Annotated in this window: 19 protein-coding genes; 9 read left to right on the top strand and 10 right to left on the bottom strand. The window is 33.9% G+C overall.

Features of this window, described 5'->3' with window-relative positions:
• The first annotated feature begins 4 nt into the window (after window positions 1-4).
• Genes GWI68_RS17800 through GWI68_RS17790 form a run of 3 tightly spaced genes read left to right on the top strand, consistent with a single transcriptional unit; the run spans window position 5 to window position 3637 of the window.
• The gene (locus tag GWI68_RS17800; protein ID WP_166541132.1) at window positions 5-700 is read left to right on the top strand and encodes a molecular chaperone; all 696 of its coding nucleotides are present in this window, start codon (window positions 5-7) and stop codon (window positions 698-700) included.
• On the top strand, window positions 690-3059 hold the full coding sequence (locus tag GWI68_RS17795) for a fimbria/pilus outer membrane usher protein (protein ID WP_166541131.1): 2370 nt from the start codon (window positions 690-692) through the stop codon (window positions 3057-3059). Before GWI68_RS17800 ends, GWI68_RS17795 begins: the two co-directional genes overlap by 11 nt.
• A 26-nt stretch (window positions 3060-3085) precedes the next feature.
• On the top strand, window positions 3086-3637 hold the full coding sequence (locus tag GWI68_RS17790) for a fimbrial protein (protein ID WP_166541130.1): 552 nt from the start codon (window positions 3086-3088) through the stop codon (window positions 3635-3637).
• Window positions 3638-3719: 82 nt separating this feature from the next.
• On the opposite strand, the gene GWI68_RS17785 is transcribed toward GWI68_RS17790, so the two are convergent.
• Genes GWI68_RS17785 through GWI68_RS17775 form a run of 3 tightly spaced genes read right to left on the bottom strand, consistent with a single transcriptional unit; the run spans window position 3720 to window position 6902 of the window.
• On the bottom strand, window positions 3720-4052 hold the full coding sequence (locus tag GWI68_RS17785; RefSeq protein ID WP_166541129.1) for a YdbL family protein: 333 nt from the start codon (window positions 4050-4052) through the stop codon (window positions 3720-3722).
• A 10-nt stretch (window positions 4053-4062) separates the two neighbouring features.
• A complete protein-coding gene (locus GWI68_RS17780; protein WP_109408118.1) occupies window positions 4063-4269 on the bottom strand; it encodes a YnbE family lipoprotein in 207 nt (68 codons plus the stop codon).
• On the bottom strand, window positions 4266-6902 hold the full coding sequence (locus GWI68_RS17775; RefSeq protein WP_166541128.1) for a YdbH family protein: 2637 nt from the start codon (window positions 6900-6902) through the stop codon (window positions 4266-4268). The genes GWI68_RS17780 and GWI68_RS17775 overlap by 4 nt, the downstream gene beginning before the upstream one ends.
• Window positions 6903-7051: 149 nt before the next feature.
• Here GWI68_RS17775 and GWI68_RS17770 point away from each other — a divergent pair, with 149 nt between their 5' ends.
• Window positions 7052-8050, top strand: a complete 999-nt coding sequence (locus GWI68_RS17770; RefSeq protein ID WP_166541127.1) for a 2-hydroxyacid dehydrogenase — start codon at window positions 7052-7054, stop codon at window positions 8048-8050.
• Between the two features lie 95 nt (window positions 8051-8145).
• Here the strand turns inward: GWI68_RS17770 and GWI68_RS17765 are convergent, their stop codons facing one another.
• The 3 genes from GWI68_RS17765 to GWI68_RS17755 all read right to left on the bottom strand — a co-directional run bounded on the left by GWI68_RS17765 (window position 8146) and on the right by GWI68_RS17755 (window position 11437).
• A complete protein-coding gene (locus GWI68_RS17765) occupies window positions 8146-9744 on the bottom strand; it encodes a methyl-accepting chemotaxis protein (RefSeq protein ID WP_166541126.1) in 1599 nt (532 codons plus the stop codon).
• Between the two features lie 518 nt (window positions 9745-10262).
• The gene (locus GWI68_RS17760; RefSeq protein WP_166541125.1) at window positions 10263-10751 is read right to left on the bottom strand and encodes an NUDIX domain-containing protein; all 489 of its coding nucleotides are present in this window, start codon (window positions 10749-10751) and stop codon (window positions 10263-10265) included.
• A 65-nt stretch (window positions 10752-10816) separates the two neighbouring features.
• Window positions 10817-11437 (bottom strand): TetR family transcriptional regulator, encoded by a 621-nt coding sequence (locus tag GWI68_RS17755; RefSeq protein WP_109408113.1) that lies wholly within the window; start codon window positions 11435-11437, stop codon window positions 10817-10819.
• A 90-nt stretch (window positions 11438-11527) separates the two neighbouring features.
• On the opposite strand from GWI68_RS17755, the gene GWI68_RS20595 reads away from it, so the two are divergent.
• The 4 genes from GWI68_RS20595 to fetB all read left to right on the top strand — a co-directional run bounded on the left by GWI68_RS20595 (window position 11528) and on the right by fetB (window position 14282).
• A complete protein-coding gene (locus tag GWI68_RS20595) occupies window positions 11528-12442 on the top strand; it encodes a helix-turn-helix domain-containing protein (protein WP_109408112.1) in 915 nt (304 codons plus the stop codon).
• Between the two features lie 131 nt (window positions 12443-12573).
• Window positions 12574-12723: a hypothetical protein gene (locus GWI68_RS17745; RefSeq protein ID WP_166541124.1), complete on the top strand. Its 150-nt coding sequence runs from the start codon at window positions 12574-12576 to the stop codon at window positions 12721-12723.
• 84 nt (window positions 12724-12807) lie between these two features.
• On the top strand, window positions 12808-13458 hold the full coding sequence (gene fetA / locus GWI68_RS17740; protein ID WP_166541123.1) for an iron ABC transporter ATP-binding protein FetA: 651 nt from the start codon (window positions 12808-12810) through the stop codon (window positions 13456-13458).
• Between the two features lie 50 nt (window positions 13459-13508).
• Entirely contained in the window at window positions 13509-14282 is a 774-nt protein-coding gene (gene fetB / locus GWI68_RS17735) for an iron export ABC transporter permease subunit FetB (protein WP_109408313.1), read from the top strand.
• Window positions 14283-14360: 78 nt separating this feature from the next.
• Here fetB and GWI68_RS17730 read toward each other — a convergent pair whose 3' ends face one another.
• Window positions 14361-15221, bottom strand: a complete 861-nt coding sequence (locus tag GWI68_RS17730; protein ID WP_227335334.1) for a DNA/RNA non-specific endonuclease — start codon at window positions 15219-15221, stop codon at window positions 14361-14363.
• 658 nt (window positions 15222-15879) lie between these two features.
• Here GWI68_RS17730 and GWI68_RS17725 point away from each other — a divergent pair.
• The gene (locus GWI68_RS17725; RefSeq protein ID WP_166541122.1) at window positions 15880-16767 is read left to right on the top strand and encodes a PhzF family phenazine biosynthesis protein; all 888 of its coding nucleotides are present in this window, start codon (window positions 15880-15882) and stop codon (window positions 16765-16767) included.
• Between the two features lie 61 nt (window positions 16768-16828).
• Here the strand turns inward: GWI68_RS17725 and GWI68_RS17720 are convergent, their stop codons facing one another.
• Genes GWI68_RS17720 through GWI68_RS17710 form a run of 3 tightly spaced genes read right to left on the bottom strand, consistent with a single transcriptional unit; the run spans window position 16829 to window position 19144 of the window.
• Entirely contained in the window at window positions 16829-17272 is a 444-nt protein-coding gene (locus tag GWI68_RS17720; RefSeq protein WP_109408109.1) for a YcgN family cysteine cluster protein, read from the bottom strand.
• A 36-nt stretch (window positions 17273-17308) separates the two neighbouring features.
• Window positions 17309-17965, bottom strand: coding sequence for a fumarylacetoacetate hydrolase family protein (locus GWI68_RS17715; protein WP_109408108.1), 657 nt, complete (start codon window positions 17963-17965; stop codon window positions 17309-17311).
• Window positions 17966-18016: 51 nt separating this feature from the next.
• On the bottom strand, window positions 18017-19144 hold the full coding sequence (locus GWI68_RS17710) for a lytic murein transglycosylase (RefSeq protein ID WP_166541121.1): 1128 nt from the start codon (window positions 19142-19144) through the stop codon (window positions 18017-18019).
• Window positions 19145-19166 lie beyond the last annotated feature (22 nt).

The following is a 19166-nucleotide window of genomic DNA, read 5'->3' as shown; positions in this document are numbered from 1 at the left end:
GAATATGTTTAAAAAATTTAAATTTTTCGCATTATTTTTCATCTTTCCTACATATAGTCAATCATCAATAGAAATAAATAAAGATAAATTTATTTTCATTGAAAGTATCAATCAAGAAATAATTGAAATAAACAACAAAGCAAATAATGATTACTTTATACAAAGTTGGATTACACATTATGATAAAGAAAATAGTAATGAAATTCCTTTTATGGTAACCCCACCTCTTTTCAGGATAGAAAAAGATGAAACCTTTTCTTTAAAGATATTTAAAAAAGATGAAATAAAAGAAAGAGATAGAGAAACATTATATAGAATAAACATTAAAAGAATACCTATTCTATTAAACTCTGATAACAGTAAAAATATGTTACATGTCTCTATAAATTCAGTATATAACTTAATATATAGACCTATATCAATAGAAAAAGATGCAAAAGATGCTTATAAAAAAATTGAATTTTTAAAAAATAAAAATAATGAGTTTATTATAAACAACCCTACACCTTATTTTATTTCTCTATCTTCAGTATATTTTAATAGGATATTAATAGTTAATGAAAGTAAAACAATCCCGCCATTTAAAAAATATAACACAAAAAAAATAATTTCAGAAAGTGGGAACGTTAAATGGAAAACATTTAATCAATATGGTGTAGCTATAGAGGTGATGGATAAGGAAGTTATTAATGATTATTAATCATATAAAAACAAAATTAACATTTTTTATTTTAATATCTATTTATAATCAACATACTATAGCTCAAGATAGCTCACTCTCAATTTATGCTCATTCATTTTCTAAAATTGATAAAGAAACTATCAAACAACTACTTGAAAATAAAAAACCTGAAGGGTTTTATTATTCTATTATTCATATCAACAATAGAAAAAAAATGGCAAAACTCCTTTATTTTAAAAATATAGACAACAAGTTAATCCCTTGCCTCTCTGTTAATGATTTTATCTCTCTTGGTATTGATGCTGATTTCTATTCAATAAAAAAAGAGCATCAAGATATAATTCCTTTAATTGAATACTCAATTGATTTTAAATACTCTTTTTCAAATCAGAAACTAAATTTAATTATTCCACAAAAAGCATTGATAAAAAGAGAAAATAAAATTATCGATGAAAAAGATTGGGATAACGGGATCACTGCATTATTTAGTCAATATTCCTATTCAATTAGGCATCATCAAAAAAAAGACCTAGAACAAAAACTCAGTTTACAAACAGGCCTTAATTTAGGTACTTGGCGCATACGCAGTCAAAATAGTTTTTATTGGAATAAAAATCGTTACCAGTCGAAGCTTTCATCAATATATACCTATCGCCAAATTAATTCTTTTTCTGCTCTTTTTTATGGAGGCAAGTTCTCACCTACAACACGAATATTACCAACTGATAAAATAATTGGCTTTCAATTAATATCCAATAATTTAATTTTAAGTAATACTCTTTATGCTAACAAACCTATTATTGAAGGAATTGCTGATACTGAAGCTCAAGTGGTGATTAAGCAAGGTGACAAAGTCATTTATGAAAGCACCGTTCCCCCAGGTCCTTTTATTATAAATTCATTACCTGTTTTAGGGAGTGAAAAACTCAGTTTAGAAGTTAAAGAAGCCGATGGAAGAATAAAAACCTCAACACATTATTTCACATCATTACCTAATCAACTAAATAAAGGTAGTTATCAATATAATTTCATTTCCGGTACATTAGCAAAGAATAGCGATAAAGAAAATTCAATTTTCCTTTTAAGTGAATTATCATATGGTCTTAGTCAAAGAATTACCTCATATAGCGCGATAAAAAAACGAGATAACTATATGAATTATTTATCTGGACTATCTCTTGATTTAGGTATACTGGGTGGTTTAGCAACAGACTTAAGTTATGAAAATAGTAAAAATAAATTTAAATATCAACTTCGCTATCAAAAAAAAATATCAAAAACGCAAGCCTACTTTACTTCTGGAATATCTTTTTATCATTATTTAGATAATTTCCAAAAAAAAGATAGAGTTAAAATAAATTATTCATTTTCTTTATCACAAAACTTTAGTGATTTAGGTTATCTTTCTTTTCAGTATCACGAAAAAATATATAAAACCACATCTAAAAATTTTGAATTAGGTACTTCTTTCTCATCTTCAATAAATAAAATAAACTATAATATTAAATATAATTTTAAAAAAGACAGATCTATTTTTGATCATTCCTTCTCACTTAATCTCCATATACCATTAGGTAATAATAGTGAACACTATCATTGGTTTAATAATCAAATAGATTATCAAAATAAGAAGAAACACTATATCAACACGACCAACATTGGAGGTGCTCTACTTAATTACAATTTAGGTTATTCAGTAAATTATCAACACTCTTATGATGAGAAAAGAAAGTTCAACCGTTTTTCCACCAATGCCCGTTACCAAAATAACTATCAATTTTACACATTTAATGTAAACAAAGTGGAAGATAGTTACAATTACAATGTTTCTATCAATGGAGGAATTGTCCTTCATTCTAATGGTATTACTCTTACTCCTCGTTTAGGTAGAACATTTGCACTGATTAATACTCAAGGAATATCTGGAATTAAAACATCATTTTCAACAAAAGCGAAAACAGATATTTTTGGAAATCTAATTTTAAATAACATAACACCTTATCGAATAAACAACATTAAATTAAATGCAACGACATTACCCCAACAAGCAGAAACAGAAGTTTATAGTAAAAATATTATTCCTACATTAGGCTCAGTGTCTAAAATAATTTTCCCAATAAAAATTGGTTATCGTGTTATTTTTAAATCAACAACTCCACTTCCCTTTGCATCGACAGTCACCACGTTCGATAAAAACGGTAATATTATTTCTCACGGATTAGTATCGGAAAATAATATTATTTTTCTTTCTGGTATTACAGAGAGTGGACTAGTAAAAGTAAAATGGGGAGAAGATAAGCAGTGTCAATTTAACTATGAAATTAATGATAATGAAAAGAACATCACTCTAATAAAAAAAGAAATCAATTGTATTTAAACTAATTTATCTCTATTAAGAAAATTATGAAAAAAAACATCTATTTAATGATTATGTTACTACTTATCTCTTTTTCATTATCATCAGCACCTAGGCGCGGTGATCATGAAATTCCTTTAAGTTGTGATATTGATTATATCTATGAAAATATCAGCGATAAGATTTCTATTAATGAAAATGATTTTTCATCACATGAAGCGGGAACATTAGCTGATACAGACAGTCACATTATTATTGTTACTATAAATGATTGCTCTAAAAGCCATGGCGAAGTTCGTTTGAAAATTGAAAATTCAAGTATTGATAATAATACTGGTTATTTAAAAAATCAGATCACTGACGATAGTGCAAGTGCTAATATTACATTTCAATTATTATACAATGAAGAACAAAGACCACTAGATCTTAATAAAGAGAATGAGTTTGTTGAAAATCTCATTGATGGTAAAGTTGAGTTTTATTTTTTTGCTAATTATGTAAAAAAAGATGATATACCTCCAAAACCCGGTTATATACAATCCAATATTCAGTTCACTATAAAAATAAATGATGATGTTGTTACGTTTAGCGATAGTTAGTGATTGCAATTATGGAAAAGCACGATAGCTATTTATAATAGATCGTGCTTTTAACGAAATTAAATGCTTATTTAAGGCGTTACTATTTTTTTACCCATTTTCCATTAATACCTTTAACATACTCACCTTCATTGGCTCTTGCCACTAATTTTTCACCAGCCAATCGAGCCACAGATTCAGGCGTTATCTGATTAGTTTTAGCGATTTCAGCATATTTAGCTTTTCTAGCTTGATTTATTTTATCAACAAGTTGTTGAGCTTGTTTGTTATTTGTCTGCACAAGTTCAATATAGCCACTAAAGGTCTCGCCTACTAATCCTTGTGTTCTCGCTTCATCAAGCGTTAATGCTATGGCATTTACACTAGTTAAAGCTATCATTAGACCAAAGCTTAAGAGATATTTTTTATAATTCATCATTTATCCTTTAAAAAATGGCACTGTTATTTTTCAAGAGATCTTCGACTTGTCTGTCTATTTTTACATTAATCTCATGTTCAATTTTAACATTCATATTAATATTAATCGGCTTATCGGGCGTAGCGACTTCTAGTCGAATACATCCTGTTAACGCTGATATTCCCATCATTAAGGCCGTTAATAAAAATAGTTTTTTTAAAAATAATGGTTTCACTCTGACTCACTCCCTAAATCTGATAAGCTTTTTTCTAACCACTCTTCCAATTGTGAGCCAAATCGTAAACTTCGCCATAATTGAAAGATATTCTCTTCATGCCGATAATTGAGATTAACTTGTCGACGTTTATCTTCTAGAGGATTCGTTCCTTGAATTTCAGCCTCTAATATTAACTCACCTAAATTGCTTAAATTGACGCGAGTCCATGAACGACTGATCTCTAAATATCGCAACCACGCCATAGCAATACCTGCTGACATATTATTATCATCGATTGAATCAACAAAATCTTTATCAAGTCTTAACGTCAAGTAAGATGAATTAGCAAGCCATCCATCTTTAATAATCCATTGATTATTGTTAATAAAGAATGGAAATTCGCCACTAACTTTACCCGATGCAGCAAACTGAGTCACTTTTAATAAAGTAAATAGATGACTTAATTGAATATTATCAAGAGAAATAATTGCCGCATCTCGTTGAGGAATAGTGAGTTTTTCCAATGAAATGGTTCCATCAAGCATAGCTACATTCACATTGGATAAAACTAATGGTTTATTTTCTGTTGCCGGATAAAAACCTTGAAGATCAGCTGTAATATTGGTCATTTCAAAAAGATTATTAACACGCTTTATTCGTAACTGAACAGGCTGTTTAACACCAAGTTGCCATTCATCACCGTTTAAACGCCAAGGTAAAATAAAATCTAACCCTTCTAAAACTCCATCTTTAAGCCACATTCCTCCTTGCTTAACAACAAGATGTCCTCCAGCAATTAAACCTTGTTCTGGTGCAATAGAAAAATCTGCTTGAGTATAGAGTTCTCCTTTATCAAGAGTAATTCCTAAATCTTCTGGCACTAAAGATTGAAAAACATTTATTGGTTGTGAAGGCCAACGCATTTGCCCTCTCAGCCTAGCACCATCCCAACGCGTATTAATTGCAATTGGTCCTATATTGGGTTTGGCACTTAATTCACCTTTCATATTAAAATTAAAGGGTGATTTACCATTGATTGTGACAATAAAATCGGTTTTATCTAGAAAACCACCAGCAGGAAAGTCTATACGTTGACTGGTTAATTTTAATTTTCCACCAAATGTTGGTTTTTTCTCATCTCTTACCCAGCGAAATGGACTCTCTAAAGATAATCGAGGTGCAGTCATCGTTGTATGTTGGTATTTTAAAACATCAAACCCTGTATTAAGCTTTTCAAAACTGACCAATTTATCAACCCAATACCCTGTACCAGCAATATCCCAACGAGCTTTTAAAGGCAATAAATTTCCTTCCCCCCAATAACGCCATTGCCACGTTCCATTATCAGGTAAAAAATCAATTGCTTTACCTTGAAAATGAATACGATAGTCGCCCCAAATACTATCTTGTGCGACAACAATCGCATTTAAACGACCGTTAAAACCTTTTGATGAAAATGTTGTTCCTGCTAATGGTAAGCGTGCATCTTTTATAGTGAGCGTTTCAGTTAATGGACCTTTAAAGCGAAGTAATGAACCAGATTGAAATTCAATCGTAGGATCAGCTAATGCTCCCGTCACGAAAACAGGTAATTGCGCACTGGTTTGCATTAATTGTTTATTAACCACACCAGTAATCTGAATAGGAATATGTGCATCTAGTATATTTACTGCTGTTTCAGGAATTGAAATAACTAAATTTCCTTTTCCAGCATTACCTTCTGTCATTACATTTAATCGTGCAGTTAATCTTAAATTAGACAGGCCTTTTTGCCATTGGGCAATATTAATATTAACGCCACCACGCAATGGCTGATCTAGTCCAAACCATTCCCAACGACCTTGTTCAATTTTTATATTTTCGGGAGTAACATGCCAAGGTAGCAGAGCTAATGCATGGCCTCCCCCTTGTTCCGCAAGTGAAATAGTGCCTGATTGTCCTACCCATTCAAGAATAAGAACTAAGGGATAAGCATAATGCGAGGTTAATAAGGTCGCATCAATCGTACCTTTTTCAGGTAATGAGGTAATATCAAGGGGTAATGCTATTTCAGCAGCAAGTTCAATATTATTATCATCAGGTAAATTTATTTTAAACTGCTTTATATCCAGCCATTTATTGTCTCTAATAAAAATACCAAGTTGAACATTTTCTCCTTGATACGTCACTAATCGGCCACCTTGTTGTGTCTTTAACTGTAGCGCACCTTGATAGCGAGTATTTTCTTTTAAAAATACATTTTCCACATTGACAGCTAAGTAAGGTATCGATGTTAATAATGAATTTATCTCAACAGGCACTGTTGCTGTTTCTTCCTGTTTATTAGGTGGCATCGTTGAAAAACAATGTTCATCAATAGTGAGTTGCTGGCTATTAAATTGCAGTTTATCAATCTGTTCTTTTCGATAAGAAAAAGCAAAGTTGTCAATATTTGCTAAAGTACAACGGGCTGTCGTTAATGCAATATTCTCAATAGAAATGCCTGTTCGCTGTAATTGAGGCTGAGATAATAAAAGAGAGACTCCTTCAGGTAGGTAAGATTTAGCAATAACAGGCAACCAACGAGGGATAGACACCCACAACGCCGTACTGATTAGGCCTACACCTACCAGTATCGTCCCTGTCCATTTGATTGTTTTTCTTAACAACACATCATATTCCTTTTAAACAAACCTGAATCATCCACTTACCTCGTTAAATTGTTTATAATGATAGTATTAATTTCTTTCATATTGGGGCTGGATAATTCTTGTTTTTCCAGTCTCTGAACAAAATTTTAATCGAGAGTAGAGAAAACTGGATGAAAATCGTTTCCTATAGTACTAAACATTATGATCGTAAACACATGGAATGGGTCAATCAGCATAATGGATATCATTATGATATTGAATATTTCGATTTTAATTTGACAGAACAAACCGCAAAAAATGCCGTTGGCGCAGATGCAGTTTGTATCTTCGTCAATGACGATGCCAATCGCGCGGTTTTGCAAGAACTTGCTAGCCTTAATATTCGCATACTTGCTTTACGCTGTGCGGGCTTTAATAATGTTGACTTAGATGCAGCCGCTGAATTGGGTATCACTGTTGTCCGTGTGCCAGCCTATTCACCAGAGGCTATTGCAGAACATGCTATTGGTATGATGCTCTCCTTAAATCGTCGTATACACAGAGCTTATCAGCGTACTCGTGATGCAAACTTCTCACTAGAAGGTCTAACCGGTTTTAATATGCATAATCGCACTGCGGGTATTATTGGCACCGGCAAAATTGGGCTAGCAACATTACGCATATTAAAAGGTTTTGGTATGAAATTACTAGCCTATGATCCTTACCCAAATCAAGCTGTACTTGATTTAGGTGCTGAATATGTCGATTTAGCTACAATTTACGAAAACTCTCATGTAATTTCATTACATTGTCCGTTAACCGCAGATAACCACCATTTATTAAATGAATCTGCTTTTGCACAAATGAAAGACGGCGTGATGATTATTAACACCAGCCGTGGTGCATTAATTGACTCTGCTGCAGCGATTAATGCTTTAAAACAAGGCAAAATTGGTGCATTGGGTATGGATGTTTATGAGAATGAACGTGATCTTTTCTTTGAAGATAAATCCAATGACGTTATTCAAGACGATATTTTCCGTCGCCTTTCATCTTGTCATAATGTGTTATTTACAGGGCATCAAGCATTCTTAACAGAAGAAGCCTTGATCAGTATTAGTGAAACTACATTACATAATATTAAAGAAGTTGCTTCAGGCAATACCTGTATAAACCAGATTAAAGCGTAATACTCAGCATTCAGATTAAAAGTAATAAAAAAGCAAAAGCCCCCTTCGGCATAATTTAGCCAAGGGGGCTTTTTTATCAGCGAGCAATGTCGTATTTATTTCTCTTGGGTATCGAGAACCTCAGCCGATTTTGTAACACCAAAACGAGATAATTTTCCGTTATCTTCATCAACTTTAAATTGTGAAACCAATTTAGCTAACTGATGGGCTTCATCATCCATATTGGCTGTAATTGCTGCTGATTCTTCAACTAATGCCGCATTTTGCTGCGTCACAGTATCCATCTCACTGACAGCTAACGCAATTTGATTGATCCCCATACTCTGCTCATTAGAAGCAAGGGCAATCTGTTGCATAAAATCATTTACTTGATTAATTGTCGTAACGATCTCTGACATCGAACGCCCCGCTTGAGCCACTTGCTGAGAGCCTACATGTACTTTATTAACAGAATGGGTGATCAGTTCATTAATCTCTTTGGCGGCTTCTGCACTGCGACTTGCCAAATTACGCACTTCCGATGCAACAACGGTAAATCCACGACCTTGCTCACCAGCTCTAGCAGCTTCAACGGCAGCATTTAATGATAAAATATTGGTTTGGTTTGCAATGCTATTAATGATGTCATTGATATCTGCGATTTTCTTCGCACTTTCAGAGATTGAAGACATGGTTTCTACCACGCTATCCATAACACTCTCCCCATTTTGAGCAGAGCTTGTCGCTGTTAAAGCTAATTTACTGGCTTCTCGTGAATTATCCGCATTTTTTTCAACCGTTGTTTTAATTTGCTCCATACTTGCAACCGTTTCTTGTAATGCACTTGCTTGCTCTTCGGTACGAGAAGATAAATCAGTGTTTCCTGTCGCAATTTCGCTTGCACTCACACTAATGGTATTAACAGCATTTTTGACAGAAGAGATCATGTGGCTGAGTGAATTTTTCATCTTATTCATTTCATTGAATAATTGACCAAATTCATTAGTCCCATGATTATCCACTCGCATACTTAAATCACCTTGGCTCATCTTACTAAAAATATCGATAAGTATTTTGATATTGCCGATAAAAGTATGAGAGAACCAACGTAATATAAAGATAAATAATAGAATAACGATAATGCCAGTTGTAATCGACACTATCATCAAGCGTTCTTGTGATACTTTTGCAATATCGATATAACTATTTTCAATACCATTAGCCACAGCATAATATTGCATGGTGATATCGTTTAGCTCGTCCATTTTTACGCTAGCAGAATGTGTTGTCAGCTCACCTCGACGCAATCGTTCTAACGCTCCCGTAAAAATATCAAGCAGTTCATCAAAGCGTTTTGTCATATCATCTGCTATTTCACGCCCTTCCATCGTTAACTTTTCAGCATCTGCCCAACGGTGGATCTCTTCACGGGTAATTTCAATATACTCAGCTGTTTGATGAAAATATTTTGCAGATGGTTTTTCATTAACTCTTAATTGCCCATCTAAGCCATTAATATTTGCCCTTATCACAGCCATTTGATATCGAGCTTTGCCCATTAGTAACATTTGCTGGCTTAGGCTATTTGATGAAACGAAATTATTATAAGATCGAGTGGAAGCATCATAACTAAAATAAATAATGCTCATAATCAACGCAAATAAAATGGCCAGCATGACCTTAACGGTCTTTTCTATACTGATATTTTTAAACATGGTCATATTCCATCAAAATATACAGAGTTTTTTATCTGTACATTTGTAAGATATCAGAATGCACTCTTTCTCTGACAAAGAGTGTATTCCCTGGTGTAATAAAATAAGGCTAAAATTTACTCATTAGAATATAAAGGCACGTAAGATCTGCCTTTGCTTATAATGTCGGTAATAATGAGAGAAAACTTTAGAGTGCAGTGAAAAGCATTTTTCATTTACCAAATAAACGATTGTTTTATCCAGCAAGAGATAAATTAACTCTATAATATCCCGCAATGATGCTGATTTTACTCAGAAAAAGATAATTTATTAAATATTTTTTAGTTTTTATACTTTATTTATTTGTTTTTATCTTATTAAAAAATAAGTGCATTTACTTATTATCATTAATTTATTTAATTACAGTGTAAATTTATATCAAATATTAAAGATGATTTATTTCCAAATAAAAAAAGACAGTTTCTAAAAACTGCCTTTACTGCTTATTTATTAGGATTAATTTAGTTTTATTGAGAAACTTAAATAATTTTTTTTATTAATAACTTTTCAGTTAGTTCAATAAGTCTTATCACATTCAACGGTGCTTTTCTTTTTTTTAGTTCATCCAAAGAAAGCCATTGGAAAGATTTATTTGCCAATTGACTATTTTTTAGCGGTTTACAAAGGTAAATCATATCAATGTGATAATGAAATCCTTGTTTTTTATCGTGAATAGGTTCTTTTAAAATAGCGAGGGGTTTAACAAGCTCAATAACATCACCATTATTTAAATCAAGATTTAAACCAAGGTTAAATTCTGGCTGATAGCACAAGCACTCACACAATAATCCCGTTTCTTCTTCTATTTCTCTTAATACGGCATTTTGTGGTTCTTCGTTTTCTTCGATATGGCCTCCTGGTGGTAGCCAATATCCTATCTTAGGATGTAAATGGAAAAGAAATTGCCCCTGTTGATTAAATACAATACCTGTTGCAGTGAAATGGCTTTTAGGTACTTCTATTGACATAACATGCGTATCCTTAAGTTTTATAATCTTGTTCCAATGTACATCAAGTCACTCTACTTTTTGTGCTATTGATTATTTTTCGCATTTGTTGAAGCTTGTTTTATTCCCATCAAAAAATCAAAAAAGATCTTCTTGAAATCCTTGCAGGCATTTTCTGGTAATGTGGCTTCATTTTTTAAGTTAATCGCAATATGTGTGAGAAAACCATAGATTAAATTAACGACAACATCAGGAGAGTAAGTGCAAATTTCTTGCTTAGAATAGAGTGTTTCTACGCAGAATTTGATTCGAGGAATAAGAATTTGTGCATCTATTTCATCCCACTCTTTCCAACCTAAAACTGAAATAATCTCTTGTAGCGGAATAAGCTTGTCTTTATTTTGGTAGATATGATCAACACAAAAACTAAAAATAGCCTCAAGCTCTTGCCATTTATCATCATAAATAGGAATTTTAACTAGTTGCTTCATAACGTTATCAACTTGAAAAAGATAGCACTCTTTTAACAGCGCTTTCTTATTACTAAAATGATGATAAAACGCCCCTTTCGTCACTCTTGCGTGACGTGATATTTCATCTATGGAAACATCACAATAGTTTTGATTTATAAATAGTTCTTGCGCTGCTTCACGTAATGCTGTGCGTGTTTGCTCTGAATTCTCTTGTTGCCGTGATTTTATTTTCATGATAAAACCCTTAAAACATACCATAAGTATGTAATAATATATGGGTATCAGTTTCGTGTAAACTGAACAAAATATTTTCAGGAAATTATCATGTCATCTCCGTACAATGGGTTTGCTCCCTTAAATACCTTATCCACATTTAATATAGAAATTATCAAAGAACTTCTTCTCTGGATTGAGGTAAATCTGGAGAAACCGTTGCTACTTGATGATGTTGCGATTAAATCTGGCTATACAAAATGGCATTTACAACGAGTATTTAAGCAGGCTACAGGTTTAACACTGGCTTCATATATCCGTGGGCGACGCTTAACAAAAGCAGCAACCGAATTACGTTTAACAAAATTGCCTATTCTGACAGTGGCACTGCGTTATCAATTTGATTCTCAGCAATCATTCACGCGTCGTTTTAAAGCCACGTTTGGTGTCACCCCCACCGAATACCGCAAACTTGATAATCTTTGTGGTGATAATTTTCAACCACCAATTAATTTTGATGTCACTGATTTGCCCATTCCTAAGATTATGGATCTGCCAGAAAGTTATGTTTATGGCATGCAATACCAATATTTTTGTTCTATCGAAGATATTGGAAAATTACATGAAGATATTCGCCATCAATTTTGGAATGATTTTTTACTGTATACCGATAAGAACTTTACAGAAAGTACAGTACTGATTTCATATCAACCTAATACGTTGCGTAAAAATAAAATCCAAATTGACTATGAGATTGGCTTAAATAGCTTAGATCATTTTACAAAAACGAGTGGCTTTAGAAAAAAACTTATAGGATCGGGTCGTTATGTAAGATTTCAATTTAAAGGGACACTGGAAGAATATAAGCAATTTGCGATGAAAATTTACTTTTATACACTTCCTGCTTTAGGTCTATGCCGTCGTTTAGGAGCTGATATCGAAAAGTATATCAGTATAGAAACAGATATCGATTTAATGGAATTACCAAAAACCTTAGAAATAGATTATTTCGTTCCAATTCACTGATAGCTGTACTAAAAAGCCTGAATATTTCAGGCTTTTTACCCTTTATTTTTATAAGAAACTTTACTCATTTAAAAGTTATACTTAATTTAAATCACCTGTTCTGTATCTCTATAAAAATTAATAAGGTCATCATGCGTACTTCACTTCTATTTTTTCTCTCTACTTTTTTGCTTCCTTCTTTTGCAGGATTAGATCATGGATTTTATAATGAACAAGGCGAACGTTTAACAAGTGAAATAATCAGAGATATACAGCAATGGTATACGCTATTTGTGAAATAGCTTAATAACTGACTTAAAACAGGATTTTTATATCACTATTTCTGTATAATGATAACTATTCTCTCTTCTATAATTAGGATAAGAATGGAAAGCACAACTGCACTTTTACGGCTTGATAAAATAGGCTATCGAATTGACAACAAAACTATCCTCGACAACATAAATTTTGAACTTCAGCCTTCTGAATTTAAACTTATTACAGGCCCTTCAGGGTGTGGTAAGAGTACCTTACTTAAGCTTATTTCCTCTCTGCTATCCCCCACCAGCGGTAGCATTTTCTTCGAAAAGAAAAATTATTTAACTCTCTCACCAGAAGCGTATCGTCAGCAAGTTTCTTACTGTACACAAACTCCGATGTTATTTGGTGAAACTGTTTACGATAACCTTAAGTTTCCTTATTTATTACGAAAACTTTCTGTGGATGACAAAAAACTGGCACACGATTTAGATTATTTTTGCTTGCCCGTATCTATTATGAAAAAAGGGATCAACGAGCTTTCTGGTGGTGAAAAACAACGTATTTCATTAATAAGAAATCTGCAATTTATGCCTAAAATCTTATTGCTTGATGAAATAACAAGTGCATTAGATGAAGATAATAAAACAAAAGTAAATGACATTATTCACCACTATGTTAAAGATCAAAATCTCGCCGTGTTATGGGTCACTCACGATCAAAATGAAATAAAACACGCTGATGATGTGATTTTATTACCTTCTCACAATGATGCCTGATTCTTTATTTCTTTATCAGTCACCTTTTTGTTATGAGCGAACATAATATTATGAACGAACATACGATTAGCAATGAATCTCTTATTTTCTCACTTTTACTCGTTCTTGTGGCTATTCTAATTAGCCGTAAAGAAAAATTATCATTAGAAAAAGATATTATTTGGAGTACCGCTAGAGCTATTATCCAACTCTTAATTGTTGGCTATGTATTGACCTATATATTCCATGTAGACCATTTTATTCTCACCTTTTTAATGGTGCTATTTATCTGTTATAACGCAGCACATAACGCCAAAAAACGCAGTAAATATATTAAAGATATTTTTCTTATCTCTTTTACGGCTATTACCACCGGGGCACTATTAACCCTAACTATTTTATTACTCACTAGTTCGATTGCTTTTACTCCTATACAAATCATCCCTATTACCGGAATGATTGCAGGTAACGCAATGATAGCTACTGGCCTTTGTTATAATAATTTAGGGCAACGTTTTCAAAATCAGCAACAGCAATTACAAGAGATGTTAAGTCTTGGAGCTACCCCTAAACTAGCCTCAATGAGTATTATCAGAGACAGTATTAAATCTTCATTAATCCCAACGGTTGATGCGGCAAAAACCGTCGGTATTGTAAGTTTACCAGGTATGATGTCAGGGCTCATTTTTGCAGGTGTTGATCCATTACAAGCTGTGAAATATCAAATTATGGTGACGTTTATGTTGATGGCAACAGCCAGTATTTCGACTATAATTGCATGTTACTTAACCTATAAAAAATTCTTTAATCAACGCCATCAGCTAATTAATTTAGAAAATAGTTAATTTAGAAAATAGTTAATTTTATTGAAAAAGGTCACTAAATAAAGTGACCTTTTATTATTAGTATGCAGGTTTAAATAATTACTTTAATACCGTACACCCCATTTTTTTAACTAACTCACCAGCTTGAGATTTTACATCTTGAGCGCTTTCAGGTAACTGGCTCCAAAGTGTTAAACCTGTTCGTGCTTCCACTTCTTCCGCAGTTACTTGGAATTCACAAAAATCTGCTTTTTTCGGTATTTGTTGATCCATAATAAACGCCGCATAAGAAGAATTTTCTGGTGAATCATTTAGAAAAACCACTTTAAAATAAGCACTTGGAATTGTGTGGTCTTTATCTGTACTTGGCAATTTACCCATATCTCTTTCATAGATAGGGCCTGTCACTGTAAAGACTTTGTGGCCTGCTTTTGCCAAATTACGCTCTTGATCTTCTAATCGCACCCATGCACCTTGGTTTAGATCTGCTTTCTGTGGTGTGATATTAGAAAGATAGTTAAGTGCACTCCAACCTGGTAATGCAGCCAATGAAGCTAAAGGCGCCTGATGACCACGGTCAACTTTTAATGTGGCATTGGCATTTTTGTAATCCGCTGGCGATAAGGTTTCATCATTGCCTAAAGCCGGATCTTTTTTCCAGTTACGCGCTTTACCACTACCGATGCTGTCTTTGGTTACTAAATAAGCAACCCAGTCTGCAAACTTGGTTTCGCTATTATTATTTAATGTATAAACATCTCTTTGGATAGTGGTTTCACTTCCTCCTAATGGACAACCAATGCCACAATTTTCATCATTCATTGAACGCTTGGAAATATCACGATCTGAAGTTAACAATGAAGATCCAACATTAGCATTAGATTCAACAGTTATATCGGTATTCGCATAACTGGTGGAGATCATAAGAAATGATAAAATAATAGGTGTAATACGTTTCATATAAAATTCCTTTTTAAAATGAAGAAACAAAAAAACTCGCCGAAGCGAGCTTTTTGTTAAAAGAGAAAAATCCTATTTTCTCTCAATGATGTATTCCAACTATAAACTGCAATACAAAAGCCCCATCGTATTAATGAGGCTATTTTTAATCACAATTTACAGCTCAGAATTTTGCTAAGAAATAAAAAACGGTGAGTAAAAAATCTAAACATCAAATATTACGAACACCGTTCATGGTGGATATTTATTTTCACTGTCCCCAAAAGCAAAAAACCCCGCATTAAGCGAGGTTTGAAAATTATTAGGTTTGGTAAAGACTAAACTTTCACCATGAGAATAATCATGGGATATAATTCTTATTTAGTCAATATGTTTTCTAAATATATTTTTATATATAGAAAAATTTATCTTTATTTTCATTAATACGGAGATAATTATTTACATCACAATTTTCTTGTTGCTCTTGAATTATTAATACTTCTAATCAGTGAGTAGATCCTAGAGCTTTATTTTTTCGTATGTATTATTATTCAAAATCTAATAGAAAAGAAATATCATCATTTTTTACTATATAAAACTATAACTTACCAATAATTAACCATATTAAACTTTATATAAAAGATTTACATTGAGTTGGGTTATAACACGAGAAATCCAGATGCAAAACAGCACCATCCTCCCCATTGAGCACGAAATAAAGGTATACCTTGTAAACGCATTTACTCGAAATAATTCTGGAGGTAACCCTGCAGGTGTCGTACTTAATCCCCCTAATCTAAGTGATACACAAAAAATAGAGATCGCGCGTTTAGTTGGTTTTTCTGAAACAGCATTTGTCTATACAGCCAAAGAGACAGATTTTAAGGTTGATTTTTTCACTCCAGAAGGAGAAGTTGATTTTTGTGGGCACGCAACATTAGCCACCTTCTATACTCTGGCCTCACTTAATCTCATTGAGTCGGGTAGTTACACGCAAAAAACAAAAGCGGGTATTCTAAGTGTCGCAGTAAACTCACAAAGTATTGTTATGGAGCAAACACGTCCTGTTATGCGTCAAGGTCCTAATATTGATGTTGTCGCCACAGCATTGGGTGTAGACCATGATGTTATTGAAAAAACGGGCTTACCTATTACGATCATTTCGACAGGTTTACACGATATCATTGTGCCTGTGCAACCTGGTTCACTAGATACTTTACAACCCAACTTTGATGCGATTGCAAACCTAAGTCGTGAATTTAACACCATTGGTTTTCACGTATTTGAATTAAGCCAAGATACCGCCATTACAGCTCATTGCCGAAATTTTGCGCCTTTGTATGGTATTAATGAAGAATCTGCAACGGGCAGTTCTAGCGGAGCATTAGGCTGCTATTTGGTCAATTACGTTTTTCCTAATGAAACTTATTTTCTTTTAGAACAAGGTCGGGCGATGGGATGCTCATCATTGCTTGAAGTGACGATTAATTCACACGCTCAGGAAATTCTTCGTGTTAGTGTTGGCGGGCAAGCCGCTATATTCGGAGAAAAGACAATTCATATTTAAATAGAAAAAGCCCTAAAAGGGCTTTTTCTAATTTATAATACGCAAAGTTTTTGGGTTTTAATTAACCACGCCCTTTCGGACGATTAAGAATATGATCTTCCCAATCTTCAACTTCCGTTTCTGGCACTGCAATATACCTTACAGATATATTACCTTGGTGCATTTTTGCTTTATTTCCCGCAATAAGTGGATGCCAACTTTGTAATGTTTTGCCTTCAGCAAGAAGACGATACGCACATGTCAGTGGTAACCACTCAAATGTCGGTAAATTATACCGTGTAAGCTTGATACAATCTGGCTCATAACGGAAACGATCTTCGTAATTACTGCATTGGCAGGTCTTAATATTAAGTTGATTACAAGCGACATTGGTAAAATATATTTCGTCGGTATCATCATCCATTAACTTGTGTAAACAACATTGTCCACATCCGTCACAAAGTGATTCCCACTCATCATCACTCATTTCATCTAATGTTTTAGTCTGCCAAAAAGCCTTTGTCATCTCTACGTTATTACCTTATTGCTCATCTGATACGAATTAAATAACCCGCGTTGTCAGCTGATGCTCGTTAACACTTAATACCAACATATCACCCGATTCTAGAGGGCCAACACCTTCAGGTGTTCCCGTTAAAATCACATCTCCAGGACGTAGGGTAAAAAAGCGAGACATATAGCTGATAAGGGGTAAAACAGGAGTAAGCATATCACGACTGTTACCCTGCTGACGAATCTCGTCATTAACACGTAACATTAAATCGGCATTTTGTGGATCACCAAAAGAATTGACGGGAATAAAACCTGACAGCGGTGCAGAGCCGTCAAACGCTTTACTTTTTTCCCATGGTTGTCCTGCTTTTTTCAATTTACCTTGTAAATCACGTAACGTAAGATCAAGACCAATACCGAAACCCGCAATTGCGCGATCAACACGATCTTCATTAGCTTGTTTGAGTGGTTGACCAATAAGCACAGCTAATTCAATTTCGTGATGGACGGCACCCATATCTTTTGGAATTGCAATAGGTTGTCGAAGATCGCACATAGCAGTTTCTGGCTTGATAAAAATCACTGGTTCTTCTGAACGAACTGAACCCATCTCTTTAATGTGATTTGCATAGTTACTACCAACACAAATGACTTTATTGACAGGGAAATCAAGTAACGCACCTTCCCAATCGCGATGTTGATACATAATGTGTTCCTTTTAGGTAAATTGCTGTGTTTTATTTCACTGCAAATATGGCTAACCCGCGTTAGGCAGTGAGTTTATTTTATTAGCAACGCCATCAGCCATTGTGACAATACTGAGGGCAAAGAAGTAAGAACTATTCCAATGCATAATTGTGCGGAAGTTTTGTGTCACTAAATAACTTCTGTGTAAATCATCATCTGGAATTATTAACCATACCTGCATATTGTCACTTAATTGGCTATTAGCAGGCAATTGAACGCCTAATGCTTTCCATTGAGCGACTGTTTTTTGTTGCTCGGCCTTAATGCCTTCAAGTTGCTGGTTAAAATCTACTGATAAAGTAACCTGTTCCCCCCAAGGAAGTCCACTTTTCCAGCCTTCAGTCGCTAAATAATTAGCAGCCGAAGCAAATGCATCTTCACGCGTATTCCAGATATCGATTTTTCCGTCACCATTGCCATCTGCAGCATAAGTAAGGAAAGAAGATGGCATAAACTGAGTTTGTCCCATAGCTCCCGCCCAGGAACCTTTGAGGCGCTGTCCTTGAGGTAAGTGCCCTTCCTCAATAATTTCAAGTGCTGCCATAAGTTGGCGTGCAAATAGCTCTTCTCGACGACCTTCAAACGCTAGTGTAGCCAGTGCAGAAACGACATCTTCTTTGCCTTGTACCTTACCAAACCCACTCTCAAGTCCCCATAACGCAACAATATAGTTTGCAGGTACACCATATTTTTTGCTGATTTGTTCTAAGGTATCTTGATTTTCTTGGTAAAGTTTAGCCCCTTGGGTTAAACGACCATTGGTAACAATGCGAGGTAAATAAACATCGAGTGTAATTTTCTTTTCTGGTTGATTTCGATCCGATTTAATTACTCGTTCAATAAAATGTGCTTCTGAAAAAGCAAAATCTATTGTTTCTTGTTTATATCCCAATTGAACCGCTTTCAATTTCAGTGCTTCAACATAAGCAGGAAATTGTGCAGCTGTTCGAGCATCTTTAGGAAAAGCCTGTTCTAATGATGCAATATCCACTTGTTTCCATCGAGGTGTTTTTTGTGTTTCAACTGCCGTTGCCTCTGGCGCAATAATTTGTCTTTCCGCCAATTTTTGTTGGCTATTAGTACACGCTGATAGCATTAAACCAGAAACAATCACAGCGATGAACGAATATTTGAACATTTATGCTCCTTTTATCTCGATG

The organism is Proteus sp. G2669, assembly GCF_009915245.1.
Classification (GTDB): domain Bacteria; phylum Pseudomonadota; class Gammaproteobacteria; order Enterobacterales; family Enterobacteriaceae; genus Proteus.
Note: the sequence above shows the minus strand (reverse complement) of the source record. Positions and strands in the feature narration are given on the sequence as shown.

Coding starts and splice junctions, on each gene's coding strand:
- fetA (WP_166541123.1), top strand. CDS start 12,808: ATGGAAAGCACAACTGCACTTTTACGGCTTGATAAAATAGGCTATCGA.
- GWI68_RS17745 (WP_166541124.1), top strand. CDS start 12,574: ATGCGTACTTCACTTCTATTTTTTCTCTCTACTTTTTTGCTTCCTTCT.
- GWI68_RS17800 (WP_166541132.1), top strand. CDS start 5: ATGTTTAAAAAATTTAAATTTTTCGCATTATTTTTCATCTTTCCTACA.
- GWI68_RS17770 (WP_166541127.1), top strand. CDS start 7,052: ATGAAAATCGTTTCCTATAGTACTAAACATTATGATCGTAAACACATG.
- GWI68_RS17730 (WP_227335334.1), bottom strand. CDS start 15,221: ATGAAACGTATTACACCTATTATTTTATCATTTCTTATGATCTCCACC.
- GWI68_RS17715 (WP_109408108.1), bottom strand. CDS start 17,965: ATGTATCAACATCGCGATTGGGAAGGTGCGTTACTTGATTTCCCTGTC.
- GWI68_RS20595 (WP_109408112.1), top strand. CDS start 11,528: ATGTCATCTCCGTACAATGGGTTTGCTCCCTTAAATACCTTATCCACA.
- GWI68_RS17725 (WP_166541122.1), top strand. CDS start 15,880: ATGCAAAACAGCACCATCCTCCCCATTGAGCACGAAATAAAGGTATAC.
- GWI68_RS17785 (WP_166541129.1), bottom strand. CDS start 4,052: ATGAATTATAAAAAATATCTCTTAAGCTTTGGTCTAATGATAGCTTTA.
- GWI68_RS17795 (WP_166541131.1), top strand. CDS start 690: ATGATTATTAATCATATAAAAACAAAATTAACATTTTTTATTTTAATA.
- GWI68_RS17765 (WP_166541126.1), bottom strand. CDS start 9,744: ATGTTTAAAAATATCAGTATAGAAAAGACCGTTAAGGTCATGCTGGCC.
- GWI68_RS17755 (WP_109408113.1), bottom strand. CDS start 11,437: ATGAAAATAAAATCACGGCAACAAGAGAATTCAGAGCAAACACGCACA.
- fetB (WP_109408313.1), top strand. CDS start 13,509: ATGAACGAACATACGATTAGCAATGAATCTCTTATTTTCTCACTTTTA.
- GWI68_RS17790 (WP_166541130.1), top strand. CDS start 3,086: ATGAAAAAAAACATCTATTTAATGATTATGTTACTACTTATCTCTTTT.
- GWI68_RS17720 (WP_109408109.1), bottom strand. CDS start 17,272: ATGACAAAGGCTTTTTGGCAGACTAAAACATTAGATGAAATGAGTGAT.
- GWI68_RS17760 (WP_166541125.1), bottom strand. CDS start 10,751: ATGTCAATAGAAGTACCTAAAAGCCATTTCACTGCAACAGGTATTGTA.
- GWI68_RS17710 (WP_166541121.1), bottom strand. CDS start 19,144: ATGTTCAAATATTCGTTCATCGCTGTGATTGTTTCTGGTTTAATGCTA.